The following is a 23,039-nucleotide window of genomic DNA, read 5'->3' as shown; positions in this document are numbered from 1 at the left end:
GGCCTAGGGCTGCGGGGTGCCCGCGATGCCCACCTCGGCGAGCTGCATGTTGTGGTCGGAGCCCTGCACGGACTTGTCGAACGTGCCGTCCGCGTGGAGCCGCAGCACGTTCGCGTAGCGGAACGTGTACGGGCTGTTCTTGGTCAGGATGTAGTCGATCCGGCTGGTCTCGTACTTGTGCCAGTTCGGCCGGCGGTTGTAGCCGGAGTCCTTCGGGTTCGAGGAGTCCTGCGGGCCCGAGCTGTTCGCGGAGCTGACCTTCATGCCGGTGCGCTGCGACTTCGCGCTCACCGCGGCCGTGTCGAACCAGCCGCCCTTGATGAAGACCGGCTGCACCGACTGCGGGTTGCGCGTGGCGTCGGAGTTGAAGTCCCCGCCGAAGACGATCGGCGTGCCCGCGGCCCGCGCCTCGATCGCCGCGCGGACCTTCGCTGCCTCCTGCACGCGCGCCGCGCGCACGGCTGCGGAGTCGCCCACGGGGAAGTGCGCGGCGAGCGCGTAGAAGACGCGGCCGCTCGAGCTCACCTGGAGCTTCGCCCAGGTCAGCCAGCGGTCGGCGCCGACGGCCGACACCGACCAGGGCGAGACGCCGAGGCCCTCGACGCGCGCGAGCGAGTGGTCGGAGGGGCTCATCGCCGGCGAGTAGTAGCCGTAGTCCAGGAGCTGCAGCCGGTCGGGATTGAAGAAGACGTGAGCGCCGTTCGTGACCTTGCCGTCCCAAGGCTTGTGACCGGCGCGGTCCTTGGTGTTCATTCGGTCGAGCACGCGGTCGTAGGTGTCGAAGTCGGCCTGAGCCAGACCGGGAACGAGCTTCGCGAGGTCCGCGACCTGAGTGTGGCTACGGCAGCGGTACGGGTCGACGGCTTTGTTGCCGCAGCCATCCGTGACGTTCGTCGCGAGCTCCGCCGTCAGCAGCAGGTCGATCTTCGGCGACGTCGTGTTGATCAGCTTCGCCACGCGGCCGACGCGCTGGTCCCATCGGTTGACCGGGCTGGCGGTGTCGGTCGAGCCGACGCTCTGCGTGTTGAGCTCGGCGACGGTGAGGCGGTCGACGTCGGCGGCCGGGACGACGCTCTTCGCGAAGGCCCAGGTGCCCGGAGGGGAGGGGCGGTACTTGCGGGCGTAGGAGTAGAAGGCGCCGTAGGCGTTCGACGTGCCGTTCGACTGCACGACCTTGACCCAGACCGGGTTGCCCGTGCCCGCGCCGACGTAGGCGCGGTACTTCGCCGGCACCGTCAGCGTGATGGAGCGCGTGGTCGCGGGGTACCAGCCGGAGTGGAACGTCCGACCCTCCGTCAGCACCTCGGAGCCCGCGACGACGGCGACCTTGTTCGCGCGGCCGCCGCCGGTCCAGGACACCGTGACCTGGTTCTCCGCGGGGCCCGACTTCACGGTCACCTTGCCGACCGGGAACGGCACGCCCTTGGCGGGCTTGGCCGAGACGACGGTGCTGCGCACGGTGCTCGGCGTGATCACGGCGCGGTTCGCGGTGACGCCGACGTAGTACTTCGTGCCGTTCGCCGTCTTCGTGAGCTTCACGGACCGCGACCTCGTCGTGACGACGCGGGCGTGACTGAGCGACTTCTTCTTCGACAGGCGCACGGTGTACGAGGTCGCGCCGGGCACCGCGCCCCAGGCGGCGGTGATCACGCGGTCGCCCGGGACGAGCTTGATCGAGGGTCCCTTCTCCGCCGCCTGCGCGGGCAGCGCGACGAGCGCTCCCGTGGTGGCGACGGCGGCGAGCACGAGCGCGGCGACCCCGGTGCGGATGCGGCGGCGGAGCCGCAGGGCGGCCCTTCGCGGACGAGCAGGTGCAGCGGCAGAGCGCATGACGGTCCCCCCAGAGCGGATGCGGCACGCCCACGGTACGTGCGGGTGCGGTCCGCAGCACGCCTGGGGACGCCCCCAGAGTCGGGGGTGCGGGGGCGTGTCCTGCGGCGACACGCCGGACGGCGGGCCTAGCTGGTCGGTCCGAACCGCTCCGTGCGGATCCGCTCCTCCGGGTGCCCGAGCGCGAGCAGCGCGTCCGAGACCGCCTCCACGAACCCGGTCGGACCGCAGACGAAGACCGAGGGATCCTCCGCCGGCGGCACCACCAGGGCCGCGAGGTCGTCCCGGGTGAGCCGCCCCGCGTGCAGCGGGCTGCCCTCCGGCACCCGTCGGGAGTAGCGGAGGTCCACCTGCACCCCGTCGGCCGCGATGCGGTCCAGCTCGTCGCGGTAGTAGACGCGGTCCGGGTCGGTCACGCCGTAGAGCAGCCGGAACGGGACGGTCGACCGCGCCGCCTCCCGCGTGCGCAGCATCGACATCAGCGGGGCGACGCCCGAGCCGCCGGCGATCAGCTGCACGGGGCGGCGGTCGTCGGAGGGGCGCCAGACGAGCCAGCCGCCGATCGGGCCGCGCACCTCCACGGCGTCGCCGACGGCGACGCCGTCCACGAGGTAGGGGGAGACCTCCCCGTCCTCGAACCGCTCGACGGTGACCTCGATCGGGTCGGCGCCGGCGGCGGAGGAGAGGGAGTAGGACCGCTGCGCGGTGTACCCGTCCTCCGCGGTCAGGCGGATGTCGATGTGCTGCCCGGCGAGCGCGGGCCGCAGCCCCGACGCGGAGAAGCGCAGCGCCCGGGCCGTCGCGGTCTCGCGGGTCTCCCCGACGACGACCGCCGTCACCCAGGCGTTCGCGTCAGGAATAGCGCTCCTCCAGCCACGGGTCGCCGTGCATGTTGTAGCCGAGGCTCTCCCAGAAGCCGGCCTTGTCCCGCTCCATCAGCGTGAGGGAGTTGACCCACTTCGCGCTCTTCCAGAAGTAGAGGTGCGGCACGAGCAGGCGGGCCGGGCCGCCGTGCTCCGCGGCGAGCGGCCGGCCGTCGAACTCGAACGCGATCCAGGCCTGGCCGCCCGCGAGGTCCGCCATCGGCAGGTTCGTCGTGTAGCCGCCGTAGCTGCCGGCCATGACGTAGCCGGCCTTCGTCTCGACGCCGTCGAGCAGCTTGTCGACCGAGACGCCGCGCCACGTCGTGCCGAACTTCGACCAGCTCGTCACGCAGTGGATGTTCGTGTCGATCGTCTCGGGGCCGAGGTCCATCAGCTCGCTCCACGACCAGGACTTCGCGTCGCCGGTCTCGGTGGTGAGCGTGAACTTCCAGTCGTCCGTCCGGACGCGCTGGGTGGGCCCGGCGGTGAGCACGGGGAAGCCGTGCTCCTCGTACTGGCCGGGCGGCAGCGCGGGGTTGGTCTCGCGGCGGCGGCCGCGGAAACCGGGGGAGAAGATCGCCATGGTGGTGCCCCTTCCTGGTCGGCTCCATGCTTCCACGCGGACGCCCCTCCGCGCTGTGCGAGATTGGACTCCGTGACGGCGATGAACATCGGGACCCCGCGGGTCGTCGGGGCCGCCGTCGACACGAGCGACCGCCCCGCTGTCCCCGGCCTCGTCGACCGGTTCGGCCGGACCGCGTTCGACCTGCGCGTCTCGGTGACCGAGAAGTGCTCCCTCCGCTGCACCTACTGCATGCCGGAGGAGGGGCTGCCCGCGATCCCGCGCGCCAACCTGCTGACGCCCGAGGAGATCGGCCGGCTCGTCGGCATCGCGGCCCGCGACCTCGGGGTGCGGGAGGTGCGGTTCACGGGCGGCGAGCCGCTGATGCGCGCGGACCTCGCCGACATCCTCGCGGCGACCCGGGCCGCCGCGCCGGGGCTGCCCATGGCGCTGACGACGAACGGGATCGGCCTCGACAAGCGGCTGCCCGCCCTGCTCGCGGCCGGGCTCGACCGGGTGAACATCTCGCTCGACACCGTCGACCGCGAGCACTTCGCCCGGCTGACGCGGCGGGACCGCCTGCCGTCGGTGCTCGCCGGCATCGCCGCGGCGCGCGACGCGGGCCTCGACCCGGTCAAGGTGAACGCGGTGCTGATGCGGGAGACGCTCGGCGACGCCGCGGAGCTGCTCGCGTGGGCCGTCGACGCCGGGGTCCACCTCCGTTTCATCGAGCAGATGCCGCTCGACGCCGACGGCGTCTGGAGCCGGGACGCCGTCGTCGACGCGGACGAGCTGCTGGCCGTGCTCGGCACGCGCTTCGTGCTCGAGCCGATCGGGCGCGACGACCCCTCCGCGCCCGCCGAGCTGTGGCACGTCGCCGAGACCGACGCGACCGTCGGGATCATCGCCTCCGTCACGCGCGCCTTCTGCGCGGAGTGCGACCGCACCCGCCTCACCGCGGAGGGCGCCGTCGCCTCCTGCCTGTTCGGGGACGACGAGACCCCGCTCGCGCCGCTGCTGCGCGGCGGGGCCGAGGACGCCGCGATCGCCGACCGCTGGCGGGCGGCGATGTGGGGCAAGCAGGCCGGGCACGGGATGGAGCGCGCGTCGTTCGTCCGGCCGCAGCGGAGCATGGGGGCCATCGGTGGCTGAGACGACCGTGCTCGTGCGCTACTTCGCGGCGGCGGCGGAGGCCGCGGGCCGCGAGGAGGAGCGCGTGACCGTCGAGCCGACCGCCGGCGCGCTGCGCTCCTGGCTCGCGGACCGATACGGCCCGGCGATGCAGCGCGTGCTCGACACCGGGTCCCTCCTCGTCGACGGCACGGTGACCCGCGACCCGGCGCGGCCGCTCAAGGCGCAGGTCGACGTCCTCCCGCCCTTCGCCGGCGGCTGATCTCGAGGCTCGCTCCGCTCGCACCTCGATCACCGGGTGGGGCCGGCGAAGCCGACGACGCCCGGGCGCCACCGACGAAGGGCCCGAGTGCGGCCGCTGCGGACCCGAGGCCGGTTCACGGCCGAGGGCGCAGCACAGCCTTCGATCCGCTCGCGGATCGAAGGCCATCGATCACAGGCCGACCCACTCCGTGGTGCCGTCGGGGGAGTGCTGCCGCTTCCAGATGGGGACCTCGGCCTTGATCGTGTCGACCAGGTCGCTGCAGGCGGCGAACGCCTCCGCGCGGTGCGGCGCGCTCACCGCGGCGACGAGCGCGACGTCGCCGATCGTCAGCTCGCCGACGCGGTGCACCGCGGCCACGGTGAGCCCGGTCGCCTCCGCGACCCGCTCGCACGCGGCGCGGAGGAATGCGGCCGCGTCGGGGTGCGCCGAGTAGTCGAGGCGCGTGACGGCGTGCCCGGAGTCGTGGTCGCGGATCACGCCGCGGAAGGTGAGGAGCGCGCCGTCCGCGTCGGACAGCACGGCGGCCTCCACCTCGGCGGCGTCGATCGGCTCGGACGTCACCGAGGCCAGGGCGACGCTCACTGCTCGCCCCGCGGCGTCGACTGGTGCGCGCCGTGCTCGTGGTCCGCCTCGCCGCGGAGCTGATGGCGGAGGTGGGGGAGGAGGTCGGCGAGCACCGCCAGCCCGTCGTCGACCCCGCCGGTCGAGCCCGGGAGGTTCACGACGACCGTGCGACCGGCGACCCCCGCGACGCCGCGGCCGAGCGCGGCCGTCGGCGTGCCCGCCCGTGCCCGGAGCGCCTCCGCGATGCCGGGGAACGGCCGGTCGAGCAGCGCGGTCGTCGCCTCCGGCGTGCGGTCGGTCGGGCTCGGCCCCGTGCCGCCGGTCGTGACGAGCACCTCCGGTCCGTCCTGCAGCGCGGCGCGGAGCCCGGCGGCGACGTCCGCATCCGCGACGACCGCCGCGTCCGGCGTCTCGAGCCCCTGCTCGCGGAGCCACGCGACGATGCGCGGGCCGGTCGTGTCCTCGCGGGTGCCGACGGCCGCGCCGGTCGAGACGACCAGCACCCGGCCGCCGCGGACGCGGGCGGGCGGGGCGGCGGGCTCGACGGCGTCGCGGGTCCAGTGCCCGCGCTTCCCGCCCGTCTTCTCGACGAGCTGCACGTCGGTCATCGTGGCGCCGGGGTCGACGGCCTTGATCATGTCGTGCAGGGTCAGCCCGGCGACGGCGACGGCGGTCAGCGCCTCCATCTCGACCCCGGTCCGGCCCGTCGTCGAGACCCGCGCCTCGACGACGACCGAGTCGCCCTCCGGCCGCAGGTCCACGGTCACCGAGTCGATCGGCAGCGGGTGGCAGAGGGGGATCAGGTCGCTGGTCCGCTTCGCGCCGGCGATGCCCGCGACGCGCACGGTCGCGAGCGCGTCCGCCTTCGGCAGGCCGTCCGCGACGAGCAGGCGGACGACCTCCGCGGTCGTCACCATCCGGCCGCGGGCGACCGCCTCCCGACGCGTCTCCGGCTTGCCCCCGACGTCGATCATGCGGGCTCGCCCGTCGTCGTCGAGGTGGGTCAATGTGCCGGCCATGCGGCCATTCTCGTCGGGCGCGTCAGAGCGGGAGGACGGAGACGCTGCTGCCGGCCGCCACGAAGTCGGTCTCGGCGGGGACGTCGATCAGCGCATCGGCGCCCGCCATCGCGACGACGAGGTGCGAGCCGGGACCGCCGACCGGGTAGACGCTGCCGTGCTTCACGACCCCGCGCAGCCACTGCCGCTTGCCCTTGGGCGAGTGGAGGGCGGCGGCGAGCGGCAGCACCTGCGGCGCGACGGGCGGCAGCCCTACCGCGGCGCGGAGCAGCGGGCGGAGGAAGACGGTGAACGACACCTGCGCGGAGACCGGGTTGCCGGGGAGGCAGACGACGGGCACGCCGCGGACGGACGCGAACCCCTGCGGGCCGCCCGGCTGCATCGCGATCTCCGTCACGTCCGCGCCGAGCGGCTCGAGGACCTGCCGCACGACCTCGAAGTCGCCCTTCGAGACGCCGCCGGCGGTGAGCACCAGGTCGGACTCGGCGACCGCGCGCTCGAGGCACCGCTCGAACGCGGCCGGGTCGTCGGGCGTCAGGTCGACGAGCACGATCTCCGCGCCGGCCTCGGCGGCGAGCGCCGAGAGCGCGATGCCGTTCACGTCGTGCACCTGGCCGAGCTCGAGCGGGGCGCCCGGCGGCACGACTTCGGCACCGGTCGCGATCACGGCGACGCGGGGCCGGCGGCGCACGGCGACCTCCGCCACGCCGGCTGCCGCGGCCGCGGCGAGGTGCCGCGGCGCGAGGTGCGTGAACGCGGGGACGACGACGGTGCCGGGCAGGGCGTCGCTGCCGGCCTCGCGCACGAAGGCACCCGGCTCGACCGTGCGGAGGACGCGGACGCCGCCCTCCTCCTCGGCGGTCTGCTCCACGGGGACGACGCAGTCCGCGCCCTCGGGGACCGGCGCGCCGGTCATGACCTTCAGCAGGTGCCCCGCCTCGAGCGTCGTCCGCACCGCGGGCCCCGCGGGCTGGACGCCGTCGACGGGGAGGACGACCGGCGTGCGCCGGACGTCGGCGTGCCGGGCGGCGTAGCCGTCCATCTGCGCGTTGCGGAACGGCGGGAGCGGGCCCGCGGTGACCACGGGCTCGACCAGGACCCGGCCGAGCGCGGCGGCGAGGGGCACGATCTCCGCGTCCCGCTGGTTCAGGCTCGGGCCGACGAGGGCGGCGATGCGGGCGGCGTGCTCGTCGACGGTGCGGCGGCGTGCCATCGCTCAGTACCTCGGGACGTCGGGGTCGACCGTGCGGCTCCAGGCGTCGATGCCGCCCGCCATCGACCGCACCTTCAGGCCCGCGCCCTGCAGCACGCCGGCCGCGCGGAGGCTGCGGACGCCGCCGTGGCAGTAGGCGATGACCTCGCGGTCCGGGTCGAGCTCGCCCACCCGGTCCGGCAGCTCGCCGAGGGGGATCAGGACCGCGCCGGGGAGCGCGGCGATCTCCGCCTCCCACGGCTCCCGCACGTCGAGCAGGGTCACGTCCGCGCCCGAGCGCAGCAGCGCGTCCGTCTCGTCCGCCGAGATCTCCTGGACCTCCGCCATGGTCTCCCCGCTCTCCTCGACGTGTGTCTCGTCGGCTGCACCGTACGCGATCTCCCGGACCGTCGCTGCGGCCGCGTCGAAGACCAGGACCCGGCCCGCGAGCGGGCGTCCGACGCCGCTCAGCAGCTTGAGCGCCTCGGTCGCCATCGCGCCGCCGACCGTCGTGCAGAGGCTCGGGAGGACACCGACGACCGCGCACGTGTCCTGCCCGCCGGCCGCGGGCTGCCGGGGGAAGAGGTCCCGCCAGCGCGGGCCGGTGGCGGCCGCGACGCCGACCTGTCCGGCGTAGCCGATCGCGGAGCCCCAGACGAGGTCGACGCCGGTCGCGGCGGTCGCGTCGTCGAGCGCGTACCGCGCGTCCGCGTCGTCCGTCGCGTCGATCACGAGGTCCGCGCCGTCGACGAGCGCGGCGGCGTTCGCCGCGGTCGCCCGCTCGAGCACCGCGGTCGCGCGGCCGCCGATGGCCGTGAGCCGGGCGGCCGCGACCTCCGCCTTCGGCCGGCCCACGTCGTCCGGGCCGTAGAGGGTCTGGCGGTGCAGGTTCGTCGTCTCGACGCGGTCGTCGTCGACGACCACGACCTCCCCGACGCCGGACGCGGCGAGGACCGGCAGCACCGCGGAGCCGAGGCCGCCCGCGCCGACGACGACCACCCGCGCGCGCTCCAGCGCCTGCTGCCCGCGCTCGCCGAACCCCGCCAGCCGCACCTGTCGGGCGAATCGTGCGTCGGCCATGGCTCCATCCCACCACCGTCGTCCTGCCTCCGCGGATGCGGCCGATAGGCTCCAATATGCACGCAGATGCGGAAGGAGCGGCTGTGGTCGACCGGATCCGGATCACCGAGGCGGCGGCGCTGCTCGGCGTCAGCGACGACACGCTCCGCCGCTGGGCCGACGCCGGCCGCATCGCGGTCGACCGCACCGGCGGTCCCGCCACCGTGGACGGCGCCGCGCTCGCCGCGCTCGCCAGCGAGATCGCGGCGGAGTCGCCGCTCGCGCGCCTCCTCCCCGCCGGCGGCACCTCCTCCGCCCGCAACCGCGTCACGGGCATCGTCACGCGCGTCGTGCGGGACACGGTGATGGCGCAGGTCGAGCTGCAGGCCGGCCCCTTCCGCTTCGTCTCGCTGATGAGCCGGGAGGCGGCGGACGACCTCCGTCTCGAGCCCGGTGTCGTCGCGACCGCCTCCGTCAAGGCGACCACCGTCGTGATCGAGCACGCCGACGCGAGGAAGGACGCCCGATGAGCCGCCGGGCCCCCGTCGCCGCGCTGCTCGCCGGGGCGGCCCTGCTCGCGCTCGGCGGCTGCGCCCAGGACCTGCCCGCCTCCTCCGGCTCGGCCGCGCCGTCCTCCTCGCCGACCCTCACCGGCTCGATCACGGTCGACGCCGCCGCGAGCCTGAACCGGGTGCTCCCCGCGCTGGCGAGGTCGTTCGAGCAGGAGCACCCGGGCACCACCGTCACCTTCGGCTTCGGCGGCAGCTCCGCGCTCGCCGCAGCGATCGTCTCCGGGGCGCCCGTCGACGTGTTCGTCGCCGCGAGCACGACGACGATGCGGACCGTCTCCGACGCCTCGCTCACCGCGGCCGAGCCCGTCGTCGTCGCCCGCAACCGGCTCGAGATCGCCGTGCCGAAGGGCAACCCCGGCAAGGTCACCGGGCTGCGGGACTTCGGCGACGCCGCGAAGACCGTCGTCGTCTGCGCGAAGGAGGTCCCGTGCGGGGTCGCGGCGACGCAGGTCTTCGCGCTCGCAGGGGTGACCCCGAGGCCGGACAGCTACGAGCCCGACGTGACGAGCGTGCTGACGAAGGTCGCGGGGGACAACGCGGACGCGGGCCTCGTCTACGCGACCGACGTGCGGAGCGCCGGGTCGACGGTGGAGGGGATCCCGTTCCCGGAGGCCGGGAAGGCGATCACCGACTACCCGATCGCCGCGCTCAAGGGCTCGAAGAACCCGGCGCTGGCCGCCGCCTGGGTCGACTGGGTGCGGGCGCACGAGTCGGACCTGCAGGCGGCGGGGTTCCTTGCGGCGCAGTAGGCGGGACCCGCTCGCGCGCATCCCGCGCGCGGTCCTGGTCCCCGCGGCGCTCGCCCTGCTGCTGCTCGTCGGCCCGCTCGTCGCGCTGCTGGTGAAGGCGCCGTGGGCGCAGCTGCCCGCGCTGCTCGGCGGCGGCACCGTGCTGCCCGCGCTGGGGCTCTCGCTCGGCACCGCCGCGGCGTCGACGGGGTGCTGCGTGGTGCTCGGCGTGCCGCTCGCGGTGGTCCTGTCCGCCGTGGACGGCTGGCCGTCCCCGCTGCGCCGGCTCGCCCGCGCGCTCGTGACGACCCCGCTCGTGCTGCCGCCGGTCGTCGGCGGCGTCGCGCTCCTGCTGCTGCTCGGCCGGGTCGGGCTGCTCGGAGCGCCGATGTTCCAGGCGTTCGGCTTCCAGCTGCCGTACACGACCGCGGCCGTGGTCGTCGCGCAGACCTTCGTCGGGCTGCCGTTCCTCGTGCTCGGGGTGGAGGGCGCGCTGCGCGGGGTGGACCGTCGCTTCGCGGTCGCCGCGACGACGCTCGGCGCCGGGCCGTGGACGCGGTTCGTGCGCGTGACGCTGCCGCTCGCCGCGCCGGGCGTCGCGGCCGGCGCGGTGCTCGCGTTCGCCCGCGCGATCGGCGAGTTCGGGGCGACGGTCACCTTCGCGGGCAGCCTGCCCCGGATCACGCAGACGCTGCCCGTCGCCGCCTACCTCGCCCTGAACAGCGACCCGGACGCGGCGATCGCGATCTCGGTCGTGCTCGTGGTCGTCGCCCTCGTGGTGCTCGTCGCGCTGCGCGACCGGTGGCTGCAGGGGCTCGCGCGGTGAACGGGGCGCTCGACGCGGCCCTCCGCGTGGCGCGGGGCGACTTCGTGCTCGACGCCGCCCTCGCGGTGCCCGCCGGTCGCGTGGTCGCGCTGATGGGGCGCAACGGCGCCGGCAAGTCGACCGCGGTCGGCGCGATCGGCGGGCTCGTGCCGCTCGACTCCGGGCGCGTGGTGCTCGACGGCGCCGTGCTGGAGGACGTCGAGACCGGTCGCTGGACCGCGCCCGAGCACCGGGCGGTCGGCGTCGTCCAGCAGCAGGCCGCACTGTTCCCGCACCTCGACGTGCGCGACAACGTCGCGTTCGGGCTGCGGACGGGCGGCCTGGGAAGGCGCGCGGCCCGCGAGCGGGCGGACGCGCTGCTCGCCGACGCCGGGCTGGGGGAGTTCCGCGACCGGCGCCCCGCGCAGCTCTCCGGCGGGCAGGCAGCGCGCGTCGCGCTCGTCCGGACGCTCGCCCGGGAGCCCGCGCTCGTGCTGCTCGACGAGCCGCTGGCCGCGATCGACGCGGAGCTGCGCCCCGGGCTCCGGGACGCGGTCCGCGCGCAGCTCGCCGCCTTCCACGGGTCCGCGCTCCTCGTCACGCACGACGTGCGGGACGCGGAGGCGCTCGCCGACCAGGTGGTCGTGCTCGACGCCGGCCGCGTGGTGCAGCGCGGTCCGCTGGCCGCCCTCCGCGCCGCGCCCGCGGACCCGGTCGTCGCCGCACTCGTCTCCTCCTAGATCCGGGGAACCGGCGCTGCGAACGCCGGTTCCCCGGATCTGGGAAGGAACGGCAGCGGGGTCAGACGTCGATCGTGTCGCCCGCCTTCAGCGCGAAGTACTCGCCGCCGGCCGCCTCCGTCACGGCCTTGAGGCGGTCGTGCACGAGGCCGACGCCCGCGGCGGAGAGCACGCCGTCGTGGGTGCCGAACGCCCGCTTCGGCTTCAGCTGCGTCACGTAGTCCATCGCCTCCGAGATCTTCAGCCAGGGCGCGCCCGCGGGTGCTGCCAGGGTGTCGACCTCGACGCCCAGCGGGATGTAGAAGGAGTCGCCGGGGTAGTAGAGCCGCTCGTTGACGAGGACCCCGACGTTCTCGATCACGGGGATGGAGGCGTGGATGACTGCGTGGTTGCCGCCGAAGAAGCGGAGCGTCCACGACGCGATCTCGACCGTCTCGCCCGGGGCGACGACGCGGACGTCGAAGCCCTCGGCCGCGCGGGCGACGCCGGAGGGGCCGAGGATCGGCACGCCAGGGTTGGCGTCGAGGAGCCGCTTCAGCTGGTCGCCGGTCCAGTGGTCCGCGTGCTCGTGGGTGATGACCACCGCGTCGACCGAGTCGACGCCGAGGATCGGGTTGGTGAGGCCGCCGGGGTCGACGACGAGGCGACGCCCCGCCTCCTCGAGGATCAGGGCGGCATGCTCGAGCTTCGTGATGCGCATGGGTCCAGTCGACCACTGCACGGCCGTGCGCGCACTGCGGAGGAGGGAGGCGGCGTGACGATGCGGCCGGGGGAGGGACGCCGCCTGCGCGCGCGGCTCCGGATCCGGCGCGTGCTCGACTGGATCTGGCCGTCGTTCCCGACCACGTGGGCGGAGGTGCCGGCGCGGCTGCGGCCGGGCGCCGCGCAGATCCTGCGCCTGACCGTCGCCGCGGTGATCGCGTACCTCGTCGCGGACCTCGTGTCCCCGGGGCTGCTCGACCTGACGGCGCCGCTGACGGCGCTGCTCGTCGTGCAGGCCTCCACCGTCGGCACGTTGCGCATGGGGCTCGTGCGGGTCGGCGCCGTGCTGACGGGCGTGCTCGTCGCCGTCGTGGTCACGTCCTGGACCGGGCTGTCCTGGTGGAGCCTCGCGCTCGTGATCGCGGCGTCGCTCGTGCTCGCGAAGGTGTTCCGCCTCGGCGACCAGTCCCTCGAGACGCCGATCAGCGCGATGCTGATCCTCGCCGTCGCGTCGCCCGGCCTCGGTGCGGAGACCCGCGTCGTCAACACCCTGATCGGCACCGCGGTCGGGATCGTCTTCTCGCTCGTCGTGCCCGTCGCCATCCCGAACGCCCAGGCGGGGGAGTCGGTCAGCCGAGTCGCGCGCTCGCAGGGCGCCCTGCTCGCGGAGATCGCGCAGACGCTCGCGACGCGGCCGCCGGCGCGGGAGGAGGTCGGGGCGTGGGTCGACTGGACCGACCACCTCGCGCGGGACACCGCTGACGCGTCGAGCGCCCTCGAGACCGTCGAGCGGACCCGCGTGCTCAACCCGCTCGCGCTCGCCACCGCGACCGTCCACCCCGCGCTGCGCGGCGCCCTCGATCGGCTCGACCGCTGCCTCGCGGCCGAGCGGGCGCTCCTGGTCGTGCTCGCCCGAGCCGCGTCGCGACCCGTCGAGGACGACGGTGCCGAGGTGGAGCTGCGGCGCGCCTTCGCGGTCGTCCTCGAGGACGTCGCGGCGGGCCTCCGCGCCTTCGGCGACCTCGTCCGGGCCGAGTACGACGGCACCCGGCCCGACCGGGAGTCCGCCCGGGACCGGACCCTCGACTCGGTGCGGGAGGCGCGCGCCGTGCTCACGGAGCTGACCCTGCTCGACCTCGACCCGCGGCAGCGCCCCGACCTCTGGATGCTGCAGGGCTCGGTGCTCGCCGCGGTCGAGCACGTGCTCGAACAGCTCGACCTGGAGCGGGAGGCGCCCGTCCACCTCCTGCGCCCCGACGCGACGGGCATGATCCCCGTGCTCAGCCCGGCCCGCCTCCGCCGGCGGCGCTGACCGCACGAGTCGCCACTCGTCGTCGTTCTCCGGCCCTCTGACCGACATCGAGTGGCGACTCGATCGGGAGGACCCGGCCCGGTTCGAAGCGGGCCTTCGGATGTGGCATACTTTTCAACCGCTGCGCGGAAGCGGAGCATGCGGCCCCATCGTTTAGCGGCCTAGGACGTCGCCCTCTCACGGCGGTAACGCGGGTTCAAATCCCGCTGGGGTCACGCAGGACAAAACCCCCGGTCAAACCGGGGGTTTTGTCGTATCTGCGGTCGGGCGACCGCCGCGTCAGAGGCGTCGTGGCAACAGATTGGCAACATTCGTCTGCATCGCCCGGTGATCGAGCGCCTTCGCCACCTGCGCCAGGTCGTCGTCGAACAGGTCCGCGTACACGTCGAGCGTCACCGCGGCGGACGCGTGGCCGAGCATCCGCTGCACCGCCTTCACGTTCGCCCCGGCACCCGCCGCGAGGCTCGCGGCAGTGTTCCGGTGCTCGTGGGGCGTCAGCCCATCGAGGTCGATCGCGGTCGCGGCGGGGTCGAACCAACCGTTGCGGAAGACGTGGTTGTGCAGGTGGCCGGCGGCGCGGGCGACGGCCAGCATGCTGGAGCTGGAGGCGACGTAGGGCCGGTCGTTGATCTGTTGGCCGAGCACCCCGGCGTCCCCGCGAAAGCGCGTGCTGCGCGCCAGCGCGATCGGGTCGACCTCGAGCACCATCGCGACCGTGCAGCGTTCCGGCGTCGACTCCGGGTGGAAGACGTGCACGTCGCCCGGGGAGCACACGATCGGGGTGCTTGTGCAGCAGGTGCCCCAGCGCGCCGGCATCGGCTGGCAGGTCGGTGTCGGGCTCGAACGTGACGGTGAGCATCATCCGCGGCACCTCCCGGAGCGACCGCTCGAGCGTCTTGGTCTGGCTCCTTGCCCGGTCTCGCGAGCAGGGCTTTGAGACCAGCAGCGGTGCGCGTTCGGCCGGCGATCCGACTCGGTGCAACGCGCGACGGTTAGCGTCGCGACGTGGCTTCGGCTGATCTGGATCTCGTCGGGGGCCCTCGGGGGCGCCGGTGGCTTCTCGAGCTCGCGTACGCGTTCTGCCCGCCAGCTATTGGGCGTCCGACGTGGTCGGTGTCGCGCGAGGAGGTTCTCGAGCTGGTGTGTCAGGTGCTCGAGTCGACGGACTTGGAGGCTCTTGCTCGTTCCGACGAGAGTGCTGTGCTGATCGCGTTCGGTGAAGCCGTGGGTTTCGCGCGGTACTGGCAGGAGCCGGACCTCGATGACGAGGTGCTCGCCAGCGATCCGCTGCGGAAGGCGTTGCAAGAGGTCGCTGCTGCCGCGGGCGCATCGCCAGGCTTCCAGACCCTCGGAACTTCCATCGAGCTCGATGGGCAGGTGGAGACAGCCACCCGCTCCACTGGCCAGCCGACCTTCACGCCGCAGACTCCTGCATCAGCGGCGCTCGAGAGCTGGCGACTGCACGTGCAGGAGGACGAGGCTCGGGCCGCTCGTGATCGGCCCGAGGAGCTGACGGCACCGTGGAGCGGAGAGTGGTGGTCGAAGCCCTGGGTCGGTGGCTCGACCATCGTCGAGACCTGTCGCCGCTCCTCGGACGGTGTGCCGATCCGATTCCGGTTGGAGGAGGACGAATACGGCCTCGACCGTGCGCTCGCTCGTAGCCGCGCCGTCCCGCCGGACGCGGCCGTACTCGAACTCCGCTGTCCAGAAGATTGGCGCGCGCTCGTCGAGCGGTGGCCGTTGGAGGTGTCCGCCAGCCGGCGGCACGACTGGTGGCGTGCGACCGGGCAGGCCACGCGCTGGTTCATGCCGGACTTCGCTGCGGCCGCTGCTGAGTACGACGCGATCCACCTCACGATGGCCGCCTACCTGAGCACAGCAGGCAGACCGCTTCCGGTCGAAGGCGGCCAAACCCTCCTGGCGGGTTGGGACCCGGACGCGACGTTCTGGCTCACTGACCTGGCGGCGCCTGACCCTGAGCACGAGCACTGGGACCGAGATCCCGAGGACTACTGGCGCTGGCGGATCACCTGACGCCGCTGACGTGTATCCACCTGCGTCTCGCGTGCAGGGGACTGAGACGTCACCTGAGCAGGTGGACCGGGCGGCAGGGCGCGCGATCGAGGGGCTTGGGGTGATTCGTAGTCGGTTCAGCTTGCGCTCGAGGTGCCATCGTCAGCCAGTCGGCCGCCCACGGGCGTACGTCGGTGAGCGTTCGGTCGCAGAGTGGTTCTTGAGAGCGGGTATGCCGCATCCAGGCGGGGCTCGAGCACGTGGCGCCGGAACTGTCGGACGAGCAGGTAGCAGCCGCCCCAGTAGGCCAGCAAGATCAGTGCTCCCCACTGACCGGAGAACAGAGCGATCGCGCTGACGGCGATGCCGACCAGGAAGAAGAGCAGGCGACCGTTGGCGATCATCCGGTCGCGGGCGCCTTGCTGCAGCTCTGTCCGAAGCGCCATTGCTTCCACGCGAGGATCGAGGTCGTGTCCCTCGACGGCAGTGAACAGCTCGCGCACGGGAACTCGCAGAGCGGCAGATACGAGCGACAAAGTCTCGAGGCTCGCGTCGTGACCAGCTTCCAAGCGTTGGACGGTCCGGACTCCGACGCCGCTTTCCGTAGCAAGGCGCTCCTGCGTCCAACCCAGATTCTGGCGGAGCGTCGTGATCTGCATGCGATTCATGGTCCTCATGGTTCTTCCGACCTTCGAGGGCCACCACGTCAGCCGCCCGCCACGACACGCCAACCGGCCGCCACCGGCCCGTCACCCAGCGGCGACGACCGTCATGACAACCCCGGCGCACCGGGGCAGCGCACTCACTTGGTACCAGGTGGGTCGGATGCTCGCGCACAGCCAGTGCTGTGGGGTGGTCAGTGCATGAGGAAGGCAACGGGCAGGCCAAGTAGGAGAGCGACGCCTTCTATGATGAGCAGCGGTCCGGGAGTCCAGGGCGCTGCTGCTCCGCCTCTGTGGTGGTCCGCGCGTAGCCAGACGATGGCGGCGGCGATCAGGGCCACGAGCACCACGACCCATGCGACCCAGAGCGCGGCGTTTCCGGTCCGGAGCGCCTGAACCAGGAAGAGTCCCTGCGCGGGCAGGAACAGGAGACCCGCGAGTCCGTGAAGAAGGCTTCGTCGGCTCCGGAAGCGATCACGGGGATCGCCCGGATAGATCGTCACCGGCCGAGCGTATGTCGGCGAATTCGGTCCGTGCTGCGCCCTCCCAACTTCACCCCGCGGCCGAGGTGTCTCGCGGCCAGGGGAGTGAGACGTCCCACGTGCTCGCAATTGAGACGACGGCTGTGTCTATGGCGGGCGATCAGTGGCGACGACGAGAGGGGTGAGTCTCCTGTCTGTGGGGCCCGGCCGGGTTGCCGGGCCCCACAGGCAGGGGTGTTCGTCAGAGGTTCTCTGCGAGGAATGTGCGGATGGACGAGGCGACGTTGTCGAGCTGTGACTCGAGCAGGAAGTGGCCACCGGGAAGCAGTTCGACGCGAGCGTCGGGGAGGTCCTTGGTGAAGGCTCGTGCTCCGCCGGGACCGAAGATCTGGTCGCCTTCGCCCCAGATGGCAAGAAGCGGCTTCGGGTGGGTTCGGAACGCTTGCTGGAGCACGGGGTAGAGCGGTCGGTTCGTCGGGTAGTCCCGGTAGAGGGCCAGCTGCACCTCGGGCTGCCCGGGCCGGTTGATCTGTGCGACGTCGCGAGTCCAGGTGTCCGGGTCGACCAGGGTGGGGTCCTCGACACCGTTGGTGTACTGCCAGCGGACGAGGTCGGTCGTGAAGGTGCTGCGCAGGATCGCTTCGTCGGCCGCGTTGCCGTCCTTCGCCCAGCGCCAGAGCGGCGCCCAGAAGTCGTCGACGAATCCTTCTTCGTAGGCGTTGCCGTTCTGCGACACGATCGCGGTGATCCGGTCCGGGTTGCGGAGGTAGAGGCGCCATCCGACGGGCGCACCGTAGTCCTGCACGTACATGGCGAACGTCTTCACGTCGAGCTGGGTGAGGAGCGCCTCGACGACGTCGGTCAAGTGGTCGAACGTGTACTCGAACTCCTCGATGCGAGGTGCGTCGGAGTGCCCGAATCCGATGTAGTCGGGTGCGATGACGTGGTACCGGTCCGCGAGCTGGGGGATCAGGTTGCGGAACATGGCGGATGAGGCCGGGAAGCCGTGGAGGAGCACGACCACGGGAGCGTCGGCGGGGCCTGCTTCCCGGTAGGCGACGGTGCGGCCCTCGATCTCGGTGGTGCGGTGGTGGGTTGCGGTGGTCGTTGCAGCTCCTTCGGGCGAGTCGCCCTCTCAGGGGTGCGCCGCGCCGATCGGATCGGATCGGCACGGCACAGGAGTGGCAGCGTCGGCGCACGCGACGCTGCCGGTTCAGGGGTCAGATGCTCCGGTGGGAGCGGACGGCGGCCTCGAGGTCGGCCAGCTGTGGGGCCAGTGCGGCGTCGACTTCCAGCGGTGCGGTGGCATGCAGCTCCTGCAGCCGGCGGCGGCTGGGGAGGGCGGTGTTGATCTCGTGCTCGTCCCGTTCCAGTGCTGCGAGCACGTCGGTGACGACGTCTGCGGTAGTGCGGCGTCCGAAGCCGAGCGCTTCTCCGGCGTGGGAGGAGTCCATCATCGCGGTGGCGGTCGCGCCGGGATAGACGGTGGCGACGTGCACGCCGGTGCCGTGGAGCTCGCGGCGCAGCGCGTGCCCGAACGCTGCGACTCCTGTCTTCGTGGCGGCGTAGGTCGTGTAGAAGGGCAGGTTCACCAGGGCGATGCCGCTGGAGATGGTGACCACGAGCGCTCGTCGGGCGGAGGCGGCGCGTCGCAGTTCCGGCAGAGCGGCGCGGGTGAGCAGGATCGGAGCGGTCAGGTTGAGGTCGACCATGGCGCGGATGTCGGCCGGGTCGGTGTCCTCCAGCCGCCCGGCGCGCACGTTGCCGGCGTTGTTGATCAGCAGGTCCACGGTGTCGAGCTGGTCCCGTGCCTGTTCGAAAATCGCCTCGGGTGCTTTCTCGCCGGTGACATCGGCGACGAACACGTGGGCGATTCCGCCTGCAGCGGTGACGAGTTCGGCGGTCTCGTTCAGCGCGTCCTGCCGGCGCCCGACGAGGAGCAGGGAGGCGCCCCTGGTCGCGAGTTGCACGGCGAGTTCTCGTCCGATGCCGCTGCCGGCGCCGGTGATGATCCCGGATCGGTCGGTCAGGTCCATGCGTGTTCCTTCGCTGCCGCCTAGTCCGGGCGACCGGTGGCTCAATGCAGCAGGAGTGCTGCTGCTGCGCGGGCTTCGGTGGCCCAGGCGATGGCGGGTTCGGTGTGCGCGCCGACCATCGCGCCGTCGTACAGCATCGCGAGCCTGGTCGACGTGGCGGTCGGGTCCGTGACGCCGGCTTGGGCGCTGAGGTCGGCGAACAGGCCGCGGATCCAGCTGCGGTGGCTGACGTTCGCGTCGTGGGCGGGGGAGTCCTTCGTGCTCTCCGCTTCCGCGTTGATGAACGGGCAGCCGTTGAACTCGTCGGTGGTGAACCACTGTCCGAGCAGGTCGAACACCATCAGGATCTTCGCCTCGGGGGAGAAGTCTGCAGCGTCGAGCTGGGCGGTGAGGTGGTCACGCCAGGCGAGGCTGCGGCCTTCGACGTAGGCGCCGACGAGATCGTCCTTCGTCCGGAAGTAGGTGTACATGCTCGCTTTGGACACGTTCGCCTCGTCCGCGATGGTGTCCACCCCGGTGGCGTGGATGCCGTTGGCGTAGAAGAGCCGGTCCGCGGTTTTGACGACGCGTTCCAGGGCGGGGCGGCGTCGGGTGCGGGGGATGGTTGCCATGCGGACTCCTTGAACGGATCTGTTCAGACTAGGCCCGTGCGGTGGACGCCACCGGAACCGGTGGCGTCCACCGCGCGCGGGGTCATGCCTGCTGCTGGTAGGCGAGGTCGGCGGCGGTGAGGCCCTCGAGGGCCATGCCGAACGGGACGTCCTGGGTGAGGCGGCGGCGCAGGTTGAGGTTCAGCGTCTGCTTCTGCAGCGACCGGTACAGCGCCGGCTTCGCGGCGAGCTTGCGGGCGATCTCGAGGCCGCGCTCGAGGGCGCGGTCGTGCTCGACGACCTCGCTCACGACGCCCCACTGCAGCGCGGTCTGCGCGTCGATGGACTCTCCGGTCCAGAGGAGGTACTTCGCGCGGGCGGTGCCGGCGATCTCCTCCCAGACCACGTGCAGGCCGTCGCCGGCGGTGATGCCGAAGGCGGGGTGCGGGAAGTCCCCGTAGGTGGCCTTTTCGGAGGCGATGTGCACGTCGGCCAGGAGCAGGTACTCGGAGTGGATGGTTGCGGTGCCGTTGGCGACGCCGACGACCGGGATCGGCAGGTCGAGGAGGCGCTCGAGGACCTTGCGGCCCTCGACGCGGGTCTTCTCCCATGCGGCGGGCTTGAAGATCTCGCCGAGGCTGGGCCCGTCGATGTCCTTCATGAACTGGTCGCCGGTGCCGGTGATCACGAGCGCCTTGTTGTCCCGGTCGAGGGAGATGTCCTCGAGGGCCTGGGGGAGGTCCTCGTGGGTCTGTCCGGTGAAGGTGAGCGGGCCGCCGTCGGTGTGGAACCGCATCACCAGCACGCCGTCCTCGCCGCGGCTGAAGGCGAGGTTCTGGTACTTGTCGAAGTAGGCGGGGGTGGTCATGACGGCTCCTTGCTCAGTGCGCTTAACCGAACAGGTCCGTTCGGCTACATCGGTAACTGTACCGACCTGTTCGGTCTTGTCAAGTCGCGTCGGGGTGGGGTGCACGGGCCGGTGTTCCTGGTCGCAACCGTGACGAGGCGGGGGCTATGGTCAGAGAACCTGAACAGGTTTGTGCAGATAGGACTTCTCATGGCTACTTCCCACAGCGCCCTCGTCACGGGCGGAACGAGCGGTATCGGACGGGCGACTGCCGAGAAGCTCGCGCTCCTCGGCCTGCACGTCGTCATCACCGGCCGGAGCGTCGAGCGAGGCAACGCCGTCGTGCAGACCATCCGTCAGCGTGGCGGCCGAGCCGACTTCATCCAGGCGGACCTTCGCGACGCCTCCAGTGCGGCTGTGGTCGCCACCGAAGCGCGGCGGCTCACCGGCGACCGGGTCGACGTGCTGATCAACAACGCGGGTGTGTTCCCGTTCGGCCCGACGCCTGCGACGACGGAGGCGGACTTCGACAGCGTCTACGCCACCAACGTCAAAGCGCCCTACTTCCTCGTCGCCGCACTGGCGCCGGCGATGGTGCAGCGCGGCGACGGCGCGATCGTCAACGTGACCACGATGGTGGCGGACTTCGGCGCCGACGGGATGGCCCTGTACGGCTCCAGCAAAGCCGCGCTGGTGCTGCTGACCAAGGCGTGGGCTGCGGAGTTCGGGCCGAAGGGTGTGCGCGTGAACGCCGTCAGCCCGGGCCCGACCAGGACCGAAGGCACCGCCGTGATGGGAGACGACCTCGCCGCGCTGGCAGCCCAGGGCCCTGCAGGTCGTCCGGGCACTGCCGAGGAGATCGCCGATGCGATCGTCTTCCTGGCCGCCGGCCCCTCCTCCTTCATCCACGGCGCGGTCCTGCCCGTGGACGGCGGCCGCCTCGCGGTCTGAGCCCGCAACGGCACGACCGCGCTGAGCGGGGCAGGAGCCAGGCCCGTGCGGGCAGCGGCAGGGACCAGTCCTGCCGCTGCCCTGCGGGGCTGACCCTTCGGTCGTTTCGGCTCGGGGTGCGTGCGAGAGACGTGCAACGCCTGTCGAGCGCGGGCGCCGCGGTGGAGCCGGCCTCTCGGGAAGGAGCGGGCGACTACCGGGCCGAAGAGAGACGAGTCGCGCGAGCTTTCGCGGCGTGGCGCTGCACGCGCATCCGGTTCCCGCAGGCCGGGGAGCACCAGATCCGCCTCCCGTGATCCGGCACGAACATGCGATCGCAGTCGTCCGCCGCACATGTCCGCACCCTCGCGGCGGCCTCGGAGACCGCGAACGCCGCCAGGTCCCGTGCGACCCGAGCAGCAGGCGGTTCCGCCGACGTCGGCTCCCACTGCAGCTCCAGTCGCGGACCGTGCGTGCGAAGCACGGGCCGGACTGGTGCGGCTGCAACCGTGTTGAGGCGGCCGAGGACCGTGTCCTCCGGAGCGCGGTGCGCCTCCAGTGCCTCGAGCACGGACCGGGCGTCAGCGCGCAACTGGGCCAGATCCGACCACTCTGATGCGGTCGCCTGTCCCGTTTCGGTCAGCCCGTTCCGGCGCAGCCACTGATCGGCGTCCTCGGCCTCGCTCAACCGATCGAAGACGCCGCGCGTGCCGGACACCTTCGTGTTCACCAGCGCGAGAGCAACCGACAGCTCCTCGCCTGGGGCGGGCGTCGGCTCCTGTGTGGCCATGTCCTCATCCTGTCTCACCACTTCGTCGGAACCCCTTGGGCGGCTTCGCTCAACCGGTGGCCGCGTACTTCGCTCGGTCTCGACTTGCTAATGGTAAACCGCTCACTTACCGTTACGGCGCCGTGATGGACGTCGCGGCACCGACAGAACGAAGGACCCGATCGCCATGCACACCTCCTCCCGGATCGCCCTCGCCGCGGCCGCAGCCGCAGCGCTCGTCGCCGGCGGCGCCGCAACCGCGAACGCAGCGACCGCGAGCCCGGACCTCCACGGGCACCACCGCGTCGCCGGCACCGTCTTCGTGCAGACCGACAGCACCGCGCACAACTCGGTGGTGGCCTACGACCGGCTCTCCAACGGCACGCTGCGCCCGGCCGGCAGCTACCGCACCGGCGGAACCGGGGGAGCGCTGGACGGGTCGGTCGTCGACCACACCGCCTCGGAAGGCTCGCTGGTGCGCTCCGGCTCGTCGCTGTTCGCAGTCAACGCCGGCAGCAACACCGTGACGTCCTTCGCTATCCGCGGCGACCGACTCGTGCACCGACACGAGGTCAGCTCGCACGGCCAGTTCCCGGTCAGCGTCACCGCGCACGGCAACCGCGTCTTCGTCCTCAACGCCCGCGACGGCGGCTCGATCCAGGGCTACCTCCACCACGCCGGACGCCTGATCGCGGTGCCGAGCTGGCACCGCACCCTCGGGCTCGACCCGAACGCCACGCCCGAGTTCACCCACACCCCGGCCGAGATCGCGTTCACCCCCGACGGCTCCAAGGTCGTCGTGTCGACCAAGGGCAACACCAGCGCCTTCGACGTGTTCGGCTTCGGCCACGCAGGACTGGCCGCCAAGCCGGTCGTGACAGCCCTGCCGAACGATGTGCCGTTCGGGTTCTCCTTCGACCACCGCGGCGCGCTGGTCACGAGCGAGGCCGGCCCGAACGCCGTCGCCTCCTTCACCGTCAACCAGGACGGCACCCTCACGCAGCGGAGTTCCGTCGCGACCGGGCAGAAGGCCAGCTGCTGGATCGTCATCGATGGCCACCACGTCTACGCCTCCAACGCCGGCAGTGGCACCGTCAGCGGATACTCCCTCGGCCGCAACGGTTCCTTGACCAGCACGGGAACCACTGCCACCGACGCCGGCACGGTCGACGCTGCCGCCACACGCGACGGCCGCTACCTGTACGTCCAGACCGGCGCCGCCGGCATCGTCGACGAGTTCGCGGTCGCCACCAACGGTGCGCTGCGCAACATCGGCGCCGTCACCGTCCCCGGCGCCATCGGCGCCGAGGGCATCGTCGCCTCCTGATGACCCGGGTGGTGCGGGCCGCTCACGCAGCCCGCACCA

25 protein-coding genes, 1 tRNA gene and 2 pseudogenes are annotated in these 23,039 nt (G+C 72.6%); 11 read left to right on the top strand and 17 right to left on the bottom strand.

Annotation, left to right across the window (positions count from 1 at the left end; genetic code table 11):
* Positions 1-3: 3 nt before the first annotated feature.
* From D1781_RS14885 to D1781_RS14875, 3 genes are all read right to left on the bottom strand, one after another.
* The gene (locus D1781_RS14885) at positions 4-1,830 is read right to left on the bottom strand and encodes an endonuclease/exonuclease/phosphatase family protein (protein ID WP_147392114.1); all 1,827 of its coding nucleotides are present in this window, start codon (positions 1,828-1,830) and stop codon (positions 4-6) included.
* Positions 1,831-1,958: 128 nt separating this feature from the next.
* Positions 1,959-2,669 carry a ferredoxin reductase gene (locus D1781_RS14880; protein WP_199706629.1) on the bottom strand — a complete coding sequence of 237 codons (711 nt, stop codon included), beginning with the start codon at positions 2,667-2,669 and terminating at the stop codon, positions 1,959-1,961.
* A gap of 13 nt (positions 2,670-2,682) precedes the next feature.
* Positions 2,683-3,276: a molybdopterin-dependent oxidoreductase gene (locus D1781_RS14875; RefSeq protein WP_119482990.1), complete on the bottom strand. Its 594-nt coding sequence runs from the start codon at positions 3,274-3,276 to the stop codon at positions 2,683-2,685.
* A gap of 72 nt (positions 3,277-3,348) precedes the next feature.
* On the opposite strand from D1781_RS14875, the gene moaA reads away from it, so the two are divergent.
* Together moaA and D1781_RS14865 are read left to right on the top strand one after the other, a co-directional pair.
* Positions 3,349-4,407, top strand: a complete 1,059-nt coding sequence (gene moaA / locus D1781_RS14870; protein WP_407641670.1) for a GTP 3',8-cyclase MoaA — start codon at positions 3,349-3,351, stop codon at positions 4,405-4,407.
* The gene (locus tag D1781_RS14865) at positions 4,400-4,648 is read left to right on the top strand and encodes a MoaD/ThiS family protein (protein WP_119482989.1); all 249 of its coding nucleotides are present in this window, start codon (positions 4,400-4,402) and stop codon (positions 4,646-4,648) included. The genes moaA and D1781_RS14865 overlap by 8 nt, the downstream gene beginning before the upstream one ends.
* Before the next feature lie 171 nt (positions 4,649-4,819).
* Here the strand turns inward: D1781_RS14865 and D1781_RS14860 are convergent, their stop codons facing one another.
* From D1781_RS14860 to D1781_RS14845, 4 genes are read right to left on the bottom strand one after another with little or no spacing between them, the layout of a single operon-like run.
* A complete protein-coding gene (locus D1781_RS14860) occupies positions 4,820-5,233 on the bottom strand; it encodes a molybdenum cofactor biosynthesis protein MoaE (protein WP_119482988.1) in 414 nt (137 codons plus the stop codon).
* Complete coding sequence (gene moaCB / locus D1781_RS14855) at positions 5,230-6,234, bottom strand: bifunctional molybdenum cofactor biosynthesis protein MoaC/MoaB (RefSeq protein ID WP_119482987.1); 1,005 nt, start codon at positions 6,232-6,234, stop codon at positions 5,230-5,232. The genes D1781_RS14860 and moaCB overlap by 4 nt, the downstream gene beginning before the upstream one ends.
* A 22-nt stretch (positions 6,235-6,256) precedes the next feature.
* Entirely contained in the window at positions 6,257-7,447 is a 1,191-nt protein-coding gene (locus D1781_RS14850; RefSeq protein ID WP_119482986.1) for a molybdopterin molybdotransferase MoeA, read from the bottom strand.
* Positions 7,448-7,450: 3 nt separating this feature from the next.
* Positions 7,451-8,506, bottom strand: a complete 1,056-nt coding sequence (locus tag D1781_RS14845; RefSeq protein WP_119482985.1) for a ThiF family adenylyltransferase — start codon at positions 8,504-8,506, stop codon at positions 7,451-7,453.
* 83 nt (positions 8,507-8,589) lie between these two features.
* Between D1781_RS14845 and D1781_RS14840 the strand changes: the two genes are divergently transcribed.
* From D1781_RS14840 to D1781_RS14825, 4 genes are read left to right on the top strand one after another with little or no spacing between them, the layout of a single operon-like run.
* Complete coding sequence (locus D1781_RS14840; RefSeq protein ID WP_233551378.1) at positions 8,590-9,015, top strand: TOBE domain-containing protein; 426 nt, start codon at positions 8,590-8,592, stop codon at positions 9,013-9,015.
* Positions 9,012-9,806: a molybdate ABC transporter substrate-binding protein gene (gene modA, locus D1781_RS14835; protein ID WP_119482983.1), complete on the top strand. Its 795-nt coding sequence runs from the start codon at positions 9,012-9,014 to the stop codon at positions 9,804-9,806. Before D1781_RS14840 ends, modA begins: the two co-directional genes overlap by 4 nt.
* Entirely contained in the window at positions 9,793-10,611 is an 819-nt protein-coding gene (gene modB / locus D1781_RS14830; protein ID WP_199706627.1) for a molybdate ABC transporter permease subunit, read from the top strand. Before modA ends, modB begins: the two co-directional genes overlap by 14 nt.
* Positions 10,608-11,330, top strand: coding sequence for an ABC transporter ATP-binding protein (locus D1781_RS14825; protein ID WP_119482982.1), 723 nt, complete (start codon positions 10,608-10,610; stop codon positions 11,328-11,330). Before modB ends, D1781_RS14825 begins: the two co-directional genes overlap by 4 nt.
* 61 nt (positions 11,331-11,391) lie before the next feature.
* Here the strand turns inward: D1781_RS14825 and D1781_RS14820 are convergent, their stop codons facing one another.
* On the bottom strand, positions 11,392-12,030 hold the full coding sequence (locus D1781_RS14820; protein WP_119482981.1) for an MBL fold metallo-hydrolase: 639 nt from the start codon (positions 12,028-12,030) through the stop codon (positions 11,392-11,394).
* Between the two features lie 60 nt (positions 12,031-12,090).
* Between D1781_RS14820 and D1781_RS14815 the strand changes: the two genes are divergently transcribed.
* Both D1781_RS14815 and D1781_RS14810 read left to right on the top strand, forming a co-directional pair.
* Positions 12,091-13,344: an FUSC family protein gene (locus D1781_RS14815; protein ID WP_233551443.1), complete on the top strand. Its 1,254-nt coding sequence runs from the start codon at positions 12,091-12,093 to the stop codon at positions 13,342-13,344.
* A 142-nt stretch (positions 13,345-13,486) separates the two neighbouring features.
* Positions 13,487-13,559 (top strand) — tRNA-Glu (locus D1781_RS14810).
* Positions 13,560-13,623: 64 nt separating this feature from the next.
* Here the strand turns inward: D1781_RS14810 and D1781_RS18185 are convergent.
* Positions 13,624-13,917 (bottom strand): annotated as a pseudogene (locus tag D1781_RS18185) (tyrosine-type recombinase/integrase); the annotation flags it as partial.
* 60 nt (positions 13,918-13,977) lie between these two features.
* Positions 13,978-14,052, bottom strand: a pseudogene (locus D1781_RS18180) (hypothetical protein); the annotation flags it as partial.
* A 492-nt stretch (positions 14,053-14,544) separates the two neighbouring features.
* Here D1781_RS18180 and D1781_RS14800 point away from each other — a divergent pair.
* A complete protein-coding gene (locus D1781_RS14800; protein WP_147392113.1) occupies positions 14,545-15,378 on the top strand; it encodes a hypothetical protein in 834 nt (277 codons plus the stop codon).
* Between the two features lie 116 nt (positions 15,379-15,494).
* On the opposite strand, the gene D1781_RS14795 is transcribed toward D1781_RS14800, so the two are convergent.
* From D1781_RS14795 to D1781_RS14770, 6 genes are all read right to left on the bottom strand, one after another.
* The gene (locus D1781_RS14795; RefSeq protein ID WP_233551376.1) at positions 15,495-16,016 is read right to left on the bottom strand and encodes a helix-turn-helix domain-containing protein; all 522 of its coding nucleotides are present in this window, start codon (positions 16,014-16,016) and stop codon (positions 15,495-15,497) included.
* Positions 16,017-16,213: 197 nt separating this feature from the next.
* Positions 16,214-16,522 carry a hypothetical protein gene (locus D1781_RS14790; protein WP_119482978.1) on the bottom strand — a complete coding sequence of 103 codons (309 nt, stop codon included), beginning with the start codon at positions 16,520-16,522 and terminating at the stop codon, positions 16,214-16,216.
* A 220-nt stretch (positions 16,523-16,742) separates the two neighbouring features.
* Positions 16,743-17,525: an alpha/beta fold hydrolase gene (locus tag D1781_RS14785; protein WP_233551374.1), complete on the bottom strand. Its 783-nt coding sequence runs from the start codon at positions 17,523-17,525 to the stop codon at positions 16,743-16,745.
* Positions 17,526-17,721: 196 nt separating this feature from the next.
* A complete protein-coding gene (locus D1781_RS14780) occupies positions 17,722-18,537 on the bottom strand; it encodes an SDR family NAD(P)-dependent oxidoreductase (protein ID WP_119482976.1) in 816 nt (271 codons plus the stop codon).
* A gap of 41 nt (positions 18,538-18,578) precedes the next feature.
* Positions 18,579-19,148 (bottom strand): TetR/AcrR family transcriptional regulator, encoded by a 570-nt coding sequence (locus tag D1781_RS14775; RefSeq protein ID WP_119482975.1) that lies wholly within the window; start codon positions 19,146-19,148, stop codon positions 18,579-18,581.
* An 82-nt stretch (positions 19,149-19,230) separates the two neighbouring features.
* Positions 19,231-19,995 carry an enoyl-CoA hydratase/isomerase family protein gene (locus D1781_RS14770; protein ID WP_119482974.1) on the bottom strand — a complete coding sequence of 255 codons (765 nt, stop codon included), beginning with the start codon at positions 19,993-19,995 and terminating at the stop codon, positions 19,231-19,233.
* A gap of 111 nt (positions 19,996-20,106) precedes the next feature.
* Here D1781_RS14770 and D1781_RS14765 point away from each other — a divergent pair, with 111 nt between their 5' ends.
* Complete coding sequence (locus tag D1781_RS14765; RefSeq protein WP_233551372.1) at positions 20,107-20,925, top strand: SDR family NAD(P)-dependent oxidoreductase; 819 nt, start codon at positions 20,107-20,109, stop codon at positions 20,923-20,925.
* A 193-nt stretch (positions 20,926-21,118) separates the two neighbouring features.
* Here D1781_RS14765 and D1781_RS14760 read toward each other — a convergent pair whose 3' ends face one another.
* Positions 21,119-21,694, bottom strand: coding sequence for a CGNR zinc finger domain-containing protein (locus tag D1781_RS14760; RefSeq protein WP_119482972.1), 576 nt, complete (start codon positions 21,692-21,694; stop codon positions 21,119-21,121).
* 166 nt (positions 21,695-21,860) lie between these two features.
* Here D1781_RS14760 and D1781_RS14755 point away from each other — a divergent pair, with 166 nt between their 5' ends.
* A complete protein-coding gene (locus D1781_RS14755) occupies positions 21,861-23,000 on the top strand; it encodes a lactonase family protein (RefSeq protein WP_119482971.1) in 1,140 nt (379 codons plus the stop codon).
* Positions 23,001-23,039 lie beyond the last annotated feature (39 nt).

It is taken from the genome of Amnibacterium setariae, assembly GCF_003581425.1.
In the GTDB taxonomy this organism is placed as follows: Bacteria; Actinomycetota; Actinomycetes; order Actinomycetales; family Microbacteriaceae; genus Amnibacterium; species Amnibacterium setariae.
This window is presented reverse-complemented; position numbering and strand designations above follow the sequence as displayed.